12 protein-coding genes are annotated in these 14625 nt (G+C 63.5%); 7 read left to right on the forward strand and 5 right to left on the reverse strand.

Going from position 1 to position 14625, the window contains the following annotated elements; all coding sequences use genetic code 11:
• Positions 1-116 precede the first annotated feature (116 nt).
• A complete protein-coding gene (locus PAF18_RS11065; protein ID WP_271115777.1) occupies positions 117-1994 on the forward strand; it encodes a PAS-domain containing protein in 1878 nt (625 codons plus the stop codon).
• Positions 1987-2697, forward strand: a complete 711-nt coding sequence (locus PAF18_RS11070) for a response regulator transcription factor (protein WP_271115778.1) — start codon at positions 1987-1989, stop codon at positions 2695-2697. Before PAF18_RS11065 ends, PAF18_RS11070 begins: the two co-directional genes overlap by 8 nt.
• Before the next feature lie 67 nt (positions 2698-2764).
• Here PAF18_RS11070 and PAF18_RS11075 read toward each other — a convergent pair whose 3' ends face one another.
• Positions 2765-4207, reverse strand: a complete 1443-nt coding sequence (locus tag PAF18_RS11075) for an aldehyde dehydrogenase family protein (protein ID WP_271118115.1) — start codon at positions 4205-4207, stop codon at positions 2765-2767.
• A 247-nt stretch (positions 4208-4454) separates the two neighbouring features.
• On the opposite strand from PAF18_RS11075, the gene PAF18_RS11080 reads away from it, so the two are divergent.
• From PAF18_RS11080 to PAF18_RS11090, 3 genes are all read left to right on the forward strand, one after another.
• Positions 4455-5117: a peroxiredoxin gene (locus PAF18_RS11080; protein ID WP_271115779.1), complete on the forward strand. Its 663-nt coding sequence runs from the start codon at positions 4455-4457 to the stop codon at positions 5115-5117.
• 127 nt (positions 5118-5244) lie between these two features.
• Entirely contained in the window at positions 5245-6144 is a 900-nt protein-coding gene (locus tag PAF18_RS11085) for a glycosyltransferase family 8 protein (protein WP_271115780.1), read from the forward strand.
• A 48-nt stretch (positions 6145-6192) separates the two neighbouring features.
• Positions 6193-7236: a polysaccharide pyruvyl transferase family protein gene (locus PAF18_RS11090; RefSeq protein WP_271115781.1), complete on the forward strand. Its 1044-nt coding sequence runs from the start codon at positions 6193-6195 to the stop codon at positions 7234-7236.
• Between the two features lie 71 nt (positions 7237-7307).
• On the opposite strand, the gene pnp is transcribed toward PAF18_RS11090, so the two are convergent.
• Together pnp and putP are read right to left on the reverse strand one after the other, a co-directional pair.
• Positions 7308-9449, reverse strand: a complete 2142-nt coding sequence (pnp, locus tag PAF18_RS11095; protein ID WP_271115782.1) for a polyribonucleotide nucleotidyltransferase — start codon at positions 9447-9449, stop codon at positions 7308-7310.
• Positions 9450-9712: 263 nt separating this feature from the next.
• A complete protein-coding gene (gene putP, locus PAF18_RS11100; RefSeq protein WP_271115783.1) occupies positions 9713-11167 on the reverse strand; it encodes a sodium/proline symporter PutP in 1455 nt (484 codons plus the stop codon).
• A 356-nt stretch (positions 11168-11523) separates the two neighbouring features.
• On the opposite strand from putP, the gene PAF18_RS11105 reads away from it, so the two are divergent.
• Both PAF18_RS11105 and PAF18_RS11110 read left to right on the forward strand, forming a co-directional pair.
• The gene (locus PAF18_RS11105; RefSeq protein ID WP_271115784.1) at positions 11524-12111 is read left to right on the forward strand and encodes a YdeI/OmpD-associated family protein; all 588 of its coding nucleotides are present in this window, start codon (positions 11524-11526) and stop codon (positions 12109-12111) included.
• A gap of 29 nt (positions 12112-12140) precedes the next feature.
• Positions 12141-12737 (forward strand): GNAT family N-acetyltransferase, encoded by a 597-nt coding sequence (locus tag PAF18_RS11110; RefSeq protein WP_271115785.1) that lies wholly within the window; start codon positions 12141-12143, stop codon positions 12735-12737.
• A gap of 520 nt (positions 12738-13257) precedes the next feature.
• On the opposite strand, the gene rpsO is transcribed toward PAF18_RS11110, so the two are convergent.
• Both rpsO and PAF18_RS11120 read right to left on the reverse strand, forming a co-directional pair.
• The gene (gene rpsO, locus PAF18_RS11115) at positions 13258-13527 is read right to left on the reverse strand and encodes a 30S ribosomal protein S15 (RefSeq protein ID WP_271115786.1); all 270 of its coding nucleotides are present in this window, start codon (positions 13525-13527) and stop codon (positions 13258-13260) included.
• A 144-nt stretch (positions 13528-13671) separates the two neighbouring features.
• Positions 13672-14559 (reverse strand): calcium-binding protein, encoded by an 888-nt coding sequence (locus PAF18_RS11120; RefSeq protein WP_271115787.1) that lies wholly within the window; start codon positions 14557-14559, stop codon positions 13672-13674.
• Positions 14560-14625: the final 66 nt, after the last annotated feature.

The raw sequence follows: 14625 nt of genomic DNA on the forward strand, positions 1-14625 counted from the left end.
GGCAATACGGAGAAACTCTACGGCAACTCTTACCGGAGTTTTACCCGATCCTAACGAATTCTAACGCGCTTCCCGGTGACGGTCGGAACATGCTAACGACCCGGAGGGAGGACGAAATGATTGTCGAGAATTCACGCGCCGAGCTGATGCAATCGGGGCTGAACCTGATCGGTCAGGCGCTGTCGATTTTCGATTCGGATCTGCGCCTTGCGGTGGCCAACCGGCAATATCAGGCGATGTTCGACTTTCCCGACGCGCTCACCCGTCCGGGCACGTTCTTCGAGGATACGGTGCGCTTTCTCGCCCTGCGCGGCGAATACGGCCCGGACGAAGACCCTGACGAGGCCGTGCGGCTGCGCGTCGACCAGGCCCGCACCTTCCAGCCGCATTATCTCGAGCGCCTGCGGCCGAACGGGCGCTGGATCTCGGTCGAGGGGGCGCCGCTCAGCCAGGGGGGCTGGGTCGCGGTGTATACCGACATCACCGAGGCCAAGCAGCAGGAAACGCTGTTGCGCGCCCGATCGGAGGAATTGTCGGGGCAGGTGCTGGAGAATGCCGAACGTCTCGCCGCCGCGAACCGCGAACTCGCTTCCACCATCACCGCGCTTCAGGAAGCCACGCGCGTCGTAACCGAGACACAGGCGCGCACCCGGCAGGTGACCGAGATGATCCCGGCCCATATCGCCCATATCGACCGGGATCAGCGCTATGTCTTCTCGAACCGGCAATTGCCACAGGTTTTTCCCGGCACGCGGACCGATATTCTCGGCATGACCGTCGCTGAGTTGCTGGGACCGCGCACCTATGCCGAAGTGGAACCCCATATGGAGCGCGCACTTGCCGGGCGGCATCAGGTCTTTGAAATCACCCATGCCGAATCGGGGCGCCGTATCCGCATCGCCCTGACCCCGGACCGGAGCGGCAATGGTGTCTATATCCTCTCCACCGATGTGACCGCCGAGGTCGAGGTGCGTGAGGCGCTGACCCATGCCTCGCGGCGCGAGCTCGCCGCCAAAATCACCTCCGGCCTGGCCCATGATTTCGGCAATCTGCTGACCGTGATCCTCGGGCTTCAGGACCGGCTGGCCCGCGGCGCGCTACCCGAGGCCGCGAAGGCCGATGTGCAGGCCACGCTGGCCGCGACAAGGCGCGGGGTGCAGTTGCTGGAACGGATCGGCCAGATCGCTGCTCCGCGCGGCACCGCACGCGAGCCGGTCAGGCTCGCGGCCCTGCTGCGCGATCTCTGCGCACTTGCCCGACCCACGCTGGGCGACAGTGTCACGCTGCATCTCGAATCCGACCTGCCCGACGAACCGCTGCTGCTCGATCCAGGCCATCTTCAGGATTCGCTGCTCAACCTGATCCTCAACGCCCGCGACGCGCTCGGCCCGCCGGGCGGCGACATCACGCTGAGCGCGCGCGCCGCGCCGCCCTGGCTGGAACTCGAACTTACCGATACCGGGCCCGGCTTCACCGCCGAGGCGCTGGCGCGGGCGACCGAGCCGTTCTTTTCGACCAAGCCGGGCCAAGGCTCGGGCCTCGGTCTGGCGATGGTCTTCGATCAGGCCAAGCTCGCCGGGGGCACGCTCCATGTCGGCAATCGCAGCGACCGTCCCGGCGCGAAGGTCCGGCTGCGCCTGCCGCTGCGCCCGGTCCGCCCGCAGATGATCCTGCTCGTCGAGGATGACGACAGCCTGCGCGAGATGCTGCGCGAAATGCTGATCCGGTTGGGGCATTCGGTCATCGAATCCGCCTCGCTGGCCGAGGCGCGGGGCCTCACCGACCTGCCCGGCCTGACGGTGATCCTGTCGGATCTGCAACTGGGCGACGGGCTGGGATCGGATCTCGCCAGCGCAGACGGCCCGCCGCTGATCCTGATGACCGCGCTGCCGCAGGGGGACGGGCTGCGTGACGCGGCGCCCTGCCCTGTCCTGTCGAAACCCTTCGACGCGGCGACCTTGACCGAAACGCTTCAGCAGGTGATCCATGACTGAGCCGCCGCTCATCGCCATTCTCGAAGATGAACCCGAGATCCGCCGCGTGATGTCCGACACGCTCGAAGCCGCCGGGTTTCGCACCATGGGATTTGCCCGCGCCACCGAGTTCGAGGCCGCGCTGCGCCGCATCACCCCCGATGCCTGCCTGGTCGATCTCGGCCTGCCGGATCGCGACGGGCTGGCCCTCGTGCACCGGCTGGCGACCGAATCCGGCGCGGCAATCATCATCGTCTCGGGCCGCGCACAGGTGCAGGACCGTATTACCGGGCTCGAACTTGGCGCGGATGATTATATCATCAAACCCTTCGAACCGGCCGAACTCGTCGCCCGGCTGCGCGCCCGGCTGCGCCGCCCCAATGCGCAGCCATCGCCGGGCCAGCGCAGCCTCGCCCGCTTCGCCGGCTGGCGGGCGGATTTCGACCGCTATGTGCTGGTCTCGCCCGAGGATCACGAAACCCCGATCAGCCATGCCGAGGCCGAGATGCTGCGCATGTTTCTGGACAATCCAAGGCGTCTGATCTCACGCGGGCAGATGCTGGAGACACTCGGCGGCGCGGGCGGCGAAAGCTTCGACAGGGCGATGGATGTGCGCATCTCGCGGCTGCGCAGCAAGCTGGGTGAGGATCCGAGGAATCCCCAGCTCATCAAGACGATTTACGGCGCGGGGTATATCTTCCTCGCCGAGGTCGGCTGGGGCTGATCCCGGCAACGAAAAGACCCGCCCCGGCAATGCGGCGCGGGCCATGTCGTCACAGCGGGTCAGGGGCTCAGGCTTCGGGATCCCAGCCGCTGATCGCCTTGGAATCCATGAATTCCTCGATCCCCCAGATGCCGCCTTCTCGGGCGCGCCCCGAACGGCCGACACCGCCGAAGAACGCGCCGGGACCGCGGCTCTCGCCATTCATCTCGACCATGCCAGAGCGCAGCTTGCGCGCCATGCGGTTGCGCTTGGCGCCGTCCTGCGTCTGGACATAGTTGGTCAGCCCGTATTCGGTGTCATTGGCGATGCGGACGGCGTCTTCCTCGTTCTCGAAGGGAATGATCGACAGAACCGGGCCAAAGATCTCCTGCTGGGCGATGGTCATGTCGTTGGTCACATCGGCAAAGACGGTGGGCCGCACGAAATAGCCGCGATTGACGCCCTCGGGCAGGCCCGGACCGCCCGCGACCAGCCGCGCGCCTTCCTCGATCCCCTTCTCGATCAGCCCCTGGATCTGGTCCCACTGTTTCTTCGACACCACCGGCCCGATATGACGGCCGCTGTCGTGACCGCTGGCGACCCTAGTCTTTTCGGCCACCTCTTTCGCGGTCTCTACCGCCTGATCATAGATCTCGCGCTGCACCAGCATCCGCGTCGGCGCGTTGCAGCTTTGGCCTGAGTTGTTGAAGCAATGCCGCGCCCCGCGCACCACCGCCTTGTCGTCGGCATCGGCAAAGATCACGTTGGCACCCTTGCCGCCCAGTTCCAGAGCGACCTTCTTCATGCTGTCGGCGGCGGCTTTGGTGATCGCGATCCCGGCGCGCGTCGAGCCGGTGAAGCTGATCATGTCCACATCCGGATGCACCGAAAGCTGGCTGCCCACGCCCTCGCCATCGCCGTTGACCATGTTGAACACACCCGCCGGCACCCCGGCTTCGTCCATGATTTCGGTGAACAGCATCGAAGAGAGCGGCGCGATCTCGGACGGTTTCAGCACTATCGTATTCCCCGCCAGAAGCGCCGGGATCACCTTCAGCGTGACCTGGTTCATCGGCCAGTTCCACGGCGTGATCAGCCCGACCACGCCCACCGGCTCCCACGAGATCATCGTGGTCGGCGCATGCGGTCCCAGAGGCCGCACGAACTCGAAATCCCTGAACGCGCGGATGAAGTTCTTGGTGTGGCCGACACCCGCCATCACCTGCGATTCCGCCGACATATCCGCCGGTGCGCCCATCTCGTGGGTGATTGCCCAGGCCATATCGTCAGCGCGCTTCTGATAAACGTCCAGGATTTTTTCTGCATAGCCGAGCCGATCCTCGGGGCTGGTTGCGGACCAGTCCGGGAAAGCGCGCTTGGCCGCGGCCACCGCCGCATCCGTATCCGCCTGCCCGCCAAGCGAGATCACCGCCACCGGTTCCTCGGTCGAAGGGTCGATCACCTCCAGATCATTCGCCGCCTTGGGGTCCACCCATTTGCCGTCGATATAGAATTGCCGCTTGTCGAGAATATCGCTCATCGATGAGTCCTCCATTCGTTGACCGAATGGTCGCATCTGGCGCCGGGCCACGCAAGCCGAGTCGTCACACCTGACCCGCGCCGTGCGACACATCGCCAGCCTCCGCTCTCGGATGGACTCCTCCTGGCTTCGGGCCACGTTATGTTAGCACCGCCGAGCAACTTGCCGAACCGAATAAGCCTTGGAACTTCGCCCTTACCGCTTATGTTGCCCACAAGACAAACCGAAAGGATCTCCGATGACCTTGCGCATCAATGACACCGCCCCGGATTTCACCGCAAATTCCACCGAGGGCGAGATCAGCTTCCACGACTGGGCGGGCGACGACTATGTCGTGATGTTTTCCCATCCCCGCGACTTCACCCCGGTTTGCACCACCGAGTTCGGTGCCGTCGCGCAACTCGTGCCCGAATTCGAGAAGCGGAATACCAAGGTGCTCGGCGTCTCGGTCGATTCGGTCGAAGATCACGGCAAATGGAAGGCCGATATCGAAAAGGTCGCCGGCGTTCCCGCCGATTTCGCCATGATCGACGACATGGATCTGAACGTCGCCAAGGCTTATGACATGCTGCCGGCGGATCACTATCTCCCGACCGAGGGCCGCACGCCGCAGCATTCGGCCACTGTGCGCACCGTGTTCATCATCGGCCCCGACAAGAAGGTCCGGCTGACCATGACCTATCCGATGTCGGTGGGCCGCAACTTCGCCGAAATCATCCGCGCGCTCGACGCCGTGCAGGAAACCGATGGCCAGCCGCTGGCCACTCCGGCGAACTGGGTACCCGGCCAGGACGTGATCGTCGCCAGCGCGCTGGACGATGCCGCCGCCGAGGAAAAATACGGCAAGCTGGACAAGAAGCTGCCCTATCTGCGCTTTGCGAAGGACCCGAAGCACGGCTGAGCCCGCTTGACGGGCCGCGCCCGCCAGCGCGTGGCCCGTTCCCTTTCACAACTGTGGTGCCGGTCGAGCGCGACATCGGTAGATCCTCACTCCGCAGCGCCACGATGCCAATGGATGCGAATTGAAGATGCAGCGCCCGGTCAAGATCGCCTACGTCACGGACCGGGGGTTTCTGGGCCCGACGCTGGTTTCTGCGTGGAGCTTGCAGGAAAATCTCAGCGGACCTGCCGAGCTGCATTTCTGGGGAAATGGTCTGCAAGAAGACGACTGGGCGACCGTCAGAAGGGTCGTTAGCAAGAACCCTCAGCTCGATCTGATCTGCAAGGATATCAGCAGCGGCTATCTTGAGGGTGCATATGGCCCGCAGGACTATATTTCTGCCGCCACCATGGGCAGGCTTTTCATTCCCAGTCTCATCGACGGATACGTCCTTTATATCGACGGTGATACGCTTGTGACCGGCAATGTCGCCCGCCTGTTCGAGCTGGATATTGGCGACGCCTATGCTGGCGTTGTCCGTGATTACACGGTCACCCATTGGCTTGCCGACCGCAAAGGGCTGACCCAGGCCCGCGCAACCCGGCTGTCAGAGATCGGGGCGTTCATGCACCCGACCCCGCCAAGCGATTATTTTAATGCCGGTGTGATGCTCTTCAACTGCGACGCCATTCGAGCGGAGCCAGAGCTGCTCAAGCGCGTCTGTGACGTGGCAGAGGCTTCGGCGCGAAGCCACGGAGATCAGGACCACCTCAACGCTCTTTTTCATGAGAAGCTGGTCCAGCTCGATCCGGTCTGGAATGCCTCTTGGGGCAGACTTGGCAAGCATCGCAAACATCTCAGCCGATGCGGCGCTCGCGCCGAAGGGGCAATGCCGGGGAATACCGAAATTCTGCATTATCACGGCCCCGAAAAGCCCTGGCGCGATGCTCGGGCCGGCTTGTTGTCCTCCCGCGGTCGCGCAACGCTGATTTACCGCCGCGCTCTACGGCGCTTTGGTGAACAGTATCCCGAACTCATGCCGATCTGACGCCCCAAGACTTATCCTCGTCTCGAATCGCGCAAGCAGGAACCCGATGTGACAGAAACCCAAAAGATCGCGTCCACCGTCCCGAACCGCCATGCGCTGCTGGTCGGGCATTTTTCCACCGTCGGGGATGTCGAGGTTCTTCATCAGATCCAGCGCAAGCTGGAAGCCATGGGCATCAGCTATGATGTGTCGCCATACACCGATGCTCGCCTCGCCGTTGACGAGTCATGGCTGGACAAACACACGCTTGACCCGCAGCGCTACACGCATCTGATCGTCATTTGCGGACCGTTTACCCCCGAGATGGCCATTCAGCACGACGCAATTTTCGGTCGGTTCCAGCATTGCGTTCATATTGGCGTCAACCTGACGATGGTTGCAAACACCGCCCAGTTCAACCCTTTCGAAGTTCTTCTGGAACGCGACAGCGATCGGATTGTCCGAGCTGACCTCAGCTTTCGGGAAGACACCAAGCGCGTGCCGGTGGTTGGCCTGTGCCTCGCCAGTGCTCAGCGTGAATATGGCGACCGTCGCCGCGGCGATCTGGCGGCTGAAAAGCTGCGCCGCCTTATCGCCAGTTCAGGCGCTGCCTTTATCGAGATGGATACCTCGGTCCCCGCAGAGACCAACCGCTTCGGACTGTCGAGCGGTGCCGAGTTCGAGGCGATCTGCAGCAGGCTTGATGTCATGCTGACGACGCGTCTCCACGGAATGGTGCTGGCACTGAAGAACGCTGTGCCGGTCATCGCCATCGACCCGGTGGCAGGTGGGGACAAAGTGACGCGGCAGGCCAGGATTCTGGGTTGGCCTGAAGTCTTTGCCGCCGATCAGATCAGCGCGGAAGAACTGTCAGACGCCTTGTCCCGCTGCCTCTCACCCGAGGCACGGCGGCAGGCAGCGCTGATCCGTGAAAAGGCGGTCTCTTCGCTGTCCGGCTTTGACCAGCTCTTCGCTGACGCAATCGAGGTGGAAGCCAATCCCGCCCTTCGCAAATATCTTACTCCGCCGAGCGGCCGGATCGAAACCCTGCGCAAGAAGCTGAAGTCGTGGAAAAGGGCGAGGCGAAACCGGCGATTGCAGCGCCGCAACTGATCGTCCAACGGACAAAAAAAGCCGGCCCGGGCATCCCCGGACCGGCCTGCGATCTTACTCGGTAACCCCGATCACTCGGCGGTTTCTTCGCGCTTCTCGGTGATTTCCTCGCCGGTCTCCTGATCGACCATCTTCATGCCGAGGCGCACCTTGCCACGGTCGTCGAAGCCCAGCAGCTTGACCTTCACTTCCTGGCCTTCCTTCAGCACATCCGAGGGATGGCCCAGACGCTTATTGGCGATCTGGCTGACATGGACCAGCCCGTCGCGCTTGCCGAAGAAGTTCACGAAAGCACCGAAATCGACCAGCTTCACCACCTTGCCGGTGTAGATCTGGCCCTCTTCGGGTTCGGCGACGATCGAATGGATCATCTCATAGGCTTTCTTGATCGATTCACCATTGGCCGAGGCGATCTTGATCACGCCATCGTCGTTGATGTCGACCTTGGCACCCGAAACCTCGACGATTTCGCGGATGACCTTGCCGCCCGAGCCGATCACTTCGCGGATCTTGTCGGTCGGGATCTGCATTGTCTCGATGCGCGGCGCGTGTTCGGAGAACTCGCGGCGGCCTTCGGACAGGGCCTTGCCCATTTCGGCGAGGATGTGCATCCGGCCGTCTTTCGCCTGCGACAGAGCCTGTTCCATGATCGCCGGGGTAATGCCCGCGACCTTGATGTCCATCTGCAGCGAGGTGATGCCGCTTTCGGTGCCCGCGACCTTGAAGTCCATATCGCCGAGGTGATCCTCGTCGCCCAGAATATCGGTCAGAACGGCATATTTGCCGTCATCCTGCAGGATCAGACCCATGGCCACACCCGCGACAGGCGCTTTCAGCGGCACGCCCGCATCCATCATCGACAGCGAGCCGCCGCAGACCGAAGCCATGGAGGACGAGCCGTTCGATTCCGTGATCTCGGACACGACGCGGATGGTATAGGGGAAATCCGTCGCGGCAGGCAGAACGGCCTGCAACGCACGCCATGCCAGCTTGCCGTGACCGATTTCGCGGCGACCGGGCGAGCCGACGCGGCCAACCTCGCCGACCGAATAGGGCGGGAAGTTATAGTGCAGCAGGAAGTTCGAACGGAAATTGCCATGCAGCGCGTCGATGATCTGTTCGTCATCGCCGGTGCCCAGCGTGGTGACGGCGACGGCCTGCGTCTCGCCACGGGTGAACAGGGCCGAACCGTGTGTGCGCGGCAGGAAGCCCACTTCGCAATCGATCGGGCGCACCGTTTTGGTGTCGCGACCGTCGATCCGCGAACCGCCGGCGATGATGTCACCGCGCAGAATGTCGGATTCCAGCTTCTTCAGGGCCGATCCCAGATTCGGGTCTTCCAGCTCTTCCTCGGACAGCTCTGCGACGACTTTCTCGCGGACCACCTGGATCGCATCGCGGCGCTCGCTCTTGTCCTTGATCTGGTAGGCATCGCGCATCCCGCTCTCGCCGAGCGATTTCACGCGGTCGGCCAGCGCGCCATATTCCGGCGACTGGAAATCGAAGGGCTCTTTCGCGGCAATCTCGGCCAGCTGGATGATCAGGTCGATCACCGGCTGCATCTGCTCATGGCCGAATTTCACCGCGCCCAGCATTTCTTCCTCGGTCAGCTCATAGGCTTCCGATTCGACCATCATCACGGCGTCCTTGGTGCCCGCGACGACAAGGTCCAGACGCTGTTCCGGGTTGTTGCGCAGCTGGTCCATGTCCTGAACTTCGGGGTTCAGCACGTATTCGCCATCGGCAAAGCCGACGCGCGCGGCGGCAATCGGGCCCATGAAGGGCACGCCGGAAATGGTCAGCGCGGCACTGGCGGCGATCATGGCGACGATATCGGGATCGTTGACGAGATCGTGGCTCAGCACGGTGCACATGACCAGAACTTCATTCTTGAAGCCCGGCGCGAACAGCGGGCGGCAGGGACGGTCGATCAGACGCGCGGTCAGCGTCTCTTTCTCGGTCGGGCGCGCCTCGCGCTTGAAGAAGCCACCCGGGATTTTACCGGCGGCATAATATTTCTCCTGATAATGGACCGTCAGCGGGAAAAAGTCCTGACCCGGCTTCGGTTCCTTGGCAAAGGTGACGTTGGCCATGACGCTGGTTTCGCCCAGTGTGGCGATGACGCTGCCGTCGGCCTGACGCGCAACCTTGCCGGTTTCCAGGGTAAGCGTTTCCTGCCCCCACTGGATCGATTTCTTCACTTCATCAAACATGCGGTTTCCTCTCGGGATGTGCCGGCCCTCCGGTCATCCCCTTGATATATGGCGGCCCCATTGCCGCCGCCCCCGAATCCTCTGCGTAGCCCCGGGGCGCGGGCCTCACGTCTCAGATGAGGCGGGGCTTACAGCAAAAGCTGCGCATTGGGAAGCGATTAGCGCCACGGACGGCCGGATCGCGCAGGACCGCGCCTGCCATAAGAAAAGCGCCCGCCCCGTCATTGGAGCGGACGCCATTTCATCCCACGAAGCGGACCGGCTCAGACGGTCTCGGCTTCGCGGTATTCGCCCTGATCGGCGGTGGCGAGGCTCACCGCGACAATCGCGATGGTTGCGGCGATGAAGCCCGGCACGATCTCGTAAAGCGTGCTGCTCAGCCCCAGCATGATCCACAGCCCGACAGTGACCGCTCCCACGATCAGCCCGGCGACGGCGCCCATGCCGTTCATCCGCTTCCAGGTCAGCGACAGGATGATCAGCGGCCCGAACGCGGCACCGAACCCGGCCCAGGCGTTCGACACCAGCCCCAGCACCTGCGAATCCGGGTCGCGCGCGATCAGCACCGCAACCAGACCGACCACCAGCACCGCGATCCGACCGATCGTCACCAGCTCGCCATCCGTCGCATCGCGCTTGAACAGCGTGTGATAGATATCCTCGGTCAGCGAGGACGAGGCCACCAGAAGCTGGCTCGACACGGTGGACATGATCGCAGCCAGCAGAGCGGCATACAGGAAGCCGGTCACCAGCGGATGGAACAGCAGATCCGACAGCACGATGAAGATCGTCTCGGAATCGGCGATATCCAGACCGTTGCGCTGCGCATAGGCGCGCCCGAAAATGCCCACGGCTATCGCGCCAATCAGCGAGACGGCCATCCAGCTCATCCCGATATTACGGGCAGCAGGAACTTCCTCGACGCTGCGCACGGCCATAAAGCGGACGATGATATGCGGCTGGCCGAAATAGCCCAGACCCCAGGCCACGGCCGAGATCCAGCCAAGGAAGGTCAGGCCCGCCGTCAGCGACAGGAAGTTCGGATCGACCTCGCTGCGCAGCCGCTCTGCCGCCGCGCCGACGCCGTCGCCCTGCCCGGTGGTCAGGATCACGATCGGCATCACCACCAGCGCCAGCATCATGATGCAGCCCTGCACGAAATCGGTCAGAGACACCGCCAGGAATCCACCCATTACGGTATAGACCAGCACGATGCCCAGCGTCAGCAGCACGCCGGTCATATAGCCGCCGTCGAAGGCGCTGACGAACAGCTTGCCGCCACCGACCAGGCCCGATGCCGTGTAGACCGCAAAGAACACCACGATCACGATGGCCGAGACGATCCGCAGCAACCGTGCCCGGCTCGGGAAGCGCGCGCCGAGAAAGCCTGGAATCGTCAGGCTGTTGTCATATTGCTCGGTCTGCGCGCGCAACCGCGGTGCGACGATGATCCAGTTCAGGAACGCGCCGACGAACAGCCCGATCCCGATCCAACTCTGCGCCAGTCCGGTGGCGAACAGCGCGCCGGGCAGCCCCAGCAGCAGCCAGCCGCTCATGTCAGATGCCCCGGCGGACAGCGCCGCGACCGCCGGCGGCAGGCTGCGCCCGCCAAGCATGTATTCCTCGGAATTCGAGGTGGACTTGCGATATGCATAAACGCCGATGCCGAGCATCAGCGCGAAATAGGCGGTTAGACTGATCCAGATCCCTGTCGCCATAAGCTCCTCCTTCAAGAAAATGTGAACCGCCTTCTGTCACAGAAGCGCCCCGAAACGAAGAAAAAACAAGAAAATCCCGCGCCAGCGCAGCAAATTTGGTCGATTCGCCCAAAACATTGTCTCAGACGTGCCATCCGCCCGCTCATACGCGGATTTCAGCCAATTTCACTAGCGCCATTCAGCCGCCCCCACGCCCGAAAGCCAGCATTTGCCGCGATTTCGCCGCGGATTCCCCCAGCCAGCGCCGGCTCTGCCCCGCCGCGCCAGCGATACGCCCGCAGTCTGGACAGCCCCGCGCGCCCGCGCCAGCATGGCCGCGCCGGGCATCCCCGCCCGCACCGATGGAGCTATGTCCGATGGTCTCTGCCCAGATCCGCGCCGACGCGTTCTTTTCCCGCCTCACCCGATGGCGGGACGAGATGCATCTGCTTCGAAAGATCCTCCGCGGCTGCGATCTGACCGAAGAGTTCAAATGGTCCTCGCCGGTTTACACCCATGACGGCGGCAATATCGCGATCATCTGGGGCTTCAAGGACCGCGCCACGCTCGGCTTCTTCAAGGGCGTGCTGCTGAGCGATCCCGAAGCCGTGCTCGATTCCCCCGGCGAGAACTCACGCTCATCGCGGGTGATGAATTTCACCGATCCTGATGCCATTGTCCAACAGCGCCCCATCATCGAGGCCTATATCGCCGAGGCCATCGCGCTCGAAAAATCCGGCGCGACGGTCGATCTGCCGAAAGACGATCTCGCCTATCCCGAGGAACTCCTCGCACGGCTCGATCGCGACGAAGAGCTCCGCACCGCCTTCGATTCCCTCACCCCCGGCCGCCGCCGCGGTTGGGTGCTGCATGTCTCGGGGGCGAAACAGTCGAAGACCCGAATCTCGCGGATCGAGAAAGCCGCCCCGAAAATTCTCGCCGGCAAGGGCATGCACGACCGCTAGCCCGTCAGCACAGCATCCCGAACCACGCCATGACCCATATCGCGACCATCCATCTTTGCGGCCAGCATGTCGAGCTGGTGCCGCTCTCTCATGACCATCACGATGCGCTCTGCGAGGCTGCGCGCGACGGGCGGCTTTGGGAGCTGTGGTATACCACCGTGCCCAACCCCGAGAGCATGGCGGCAGAGATCGACCGCCGTCTGAACCTTCAAGCCAGCGGCAGCATGCTGCCATTTACCGTGATCGAACCCTCTCGCGGTTTGCCGGTCGGCATGACCAGCTACATGAATATCGACGCCGCCACCCCGCGGCTCGAAATCGGCTCGACCTGGTATGCTGCCCGCGTCCAGCGCACACCGCTCAACACCGAGGCCAAGCTGATGCTGCTGACCCACGCATTCGAAATGCTGGGCTGCATCGCGGTCGAGTTCCGCACCCATTTCCTGAACCAGCAAAGCCGCCGCGCCATCGAGCGTCTGGGCGCAAAGCTCGACGGCATTTTGCGTCACCATATGCGGATGCCCAACGGCACCCTCCGCGACAGCTGCGTCTACAGCATCACCGCCCCTGACTGGCCCGCCGTGCGCGCCGGTCTGACCCACAGGCTGGGCCGAGACGCCGAGTGACCAAGCGGCCTTTGGGGGGAGGTCAGCCGGACGCCCCCTTCCGCCATATCGAGCCTTCTTGAATTGCTCTGCGACGTCGCGGGTCATGGTCACGCCGGCGGGCGCCGAACATCTCCGTGACTGTCAGCGCAGTGTTTTATAAGAGTTGTTCCGGTTGCTCGCGGCAAATATGTGGCTGCTATCTTGCGATGTCACGAAGACCCTTCCGGGCCGCTTATCACTTCGACCTCCGCACCTTTCAACGTTTTCAACCCCTTGCCACACCGCGCCAATCGGGACTCGGTGCTGCAATGATTTCGTCGATCTGCTCGGGCATATGTCCCTCCTGCGAGAGGTATTCCGAAGCCGAGGCTGGCTGGTCGCGAAACCCTGTCGACTGGCCATGGGGCTGCCCATTCGGGCGATGTTGCGACACCCGGCAAGCGCGCCGATCCCGCATGGTGACCCGGCCCCGCGCCAAAAGAAAACGCCCGCGACCCATCCGGGTCACGGGCGCCGAAATGCCGGAACCGGTCCGCGCTTAGCGGCGGATGCCCAGGCTCTTGATCAGGTCGCGGTAACGGCCCTCATCCTTGCCGCGCAGATAGTCCAGCAGCTTGCGCCGCTGCGCCACCAGTTTCAGAAGGCCACGACGGCTGTGGTTGTCCTTCTTGTGGGTCTTGAAATGCTCGGTCAGGGTGGAAATGCGCGAGGTCAGGATCGCGACCTGCACTTCGGGCGAGCCGGTGTCGCCTTCTTTGGTCGCATATTCCTTCATCAGGCGATTCTTTTCTTCGACAGTGATCGACATCGGGGTCTCCTTTCGAAAACAAGGGGTTATGGCGCAGGCCGGGATGTCGTCCAGCTCAGGCCCGTGGAGTGCGCCCGCCGGATTCGACCAGCGGACGGGCGCCTATACGCAATTTCCTCATAAAAAGAAAGCCCTGTCAGCGCCTTACCGATCGCAGCGCAGCGCGATATCCTTCGCGGTCGGCACCGCCGGGCCGGTCACGCGCAGCACCGGCGCGCCGCCGACGCGGATCACCGTAGCGCCGTCCTCGTCGGTGCCGATCTCCAGCAGCGCGTCGTCGCGATCCAGCGCAATCTCGATCCGCTCGCCGGGCTCGTAATCGGTGATCTCCGTCACGCCGGACCCGTCCGGCACGATCAGAAACAGATCGTCGCCCTCATTGCCGTCCAGCACATCCGCAGCGCCGCCGGTCAGAATGTCCTCACCTTCCCCGCCATGCAGCGAATCCGCACCCGCGCCGCCCGACAGGCTGTCGGCCCCGTCCCCGCCTGCCAGATCGTCGTCACCCGCGCCGCCCGACAGAATGTCATCGCCCGCATTGCCCAAGAGCCAGTCGTCTCCTGCGCCGCCCGACAACGTATCGTTGCCATCCCCTCCGTAAACCCGATCCGCGCCCGAGCCGCCCCGGACCCGGTCATCGCCGCCATTCCCGGCAAGCGTGTCGTCGCCCGCGCCGCCGCGCAACAGATCGTCGCCCTCGGCCTCTGGCGCGTCGTCGCCGTAAAGATAGTCGTCGCCGGCCATCCCCAGAAGCGTGTCGTCGCCATCTCCTCCGGCCAGATCGTCCGCCATGTCGCTGCCGGTCAGCAGATCGTCGCCAGCTCCGCCGACCAGAATGCCGCCGCCGGTCAGGGTCATGCCGAAGGGGTCATGTTCTGATGATGTGTCGGCCCCATCGGAACGATCCACCCTCGGCTGTTCGGGATCGGACTCGTCAGCGTCCGGCCCGATCGCCTCTTCCTCGCCGCCTTCCAGAAACTGCATCGCGGCACCCGCCGCGAGCGCGGCCATGAACCCCGCCAACATCAACATATCACACCTCACCCACCGGTGAGGAACATAGCGCAAACGCGGCCCCTGCCGAAGCGCTTTGCTAAC

Origin of the sequence: Paracoccus sediminicola, assembly GCF_027912835.1 — a bacterium.
Taxonomy (GTDB): domain Bacteria; phylum Pseudomonadota; class Alphaproteobacteria; order Rhodobacterales; family Rhodobacteraceae; genus Paracoccus; species Paracoccus sediminicola.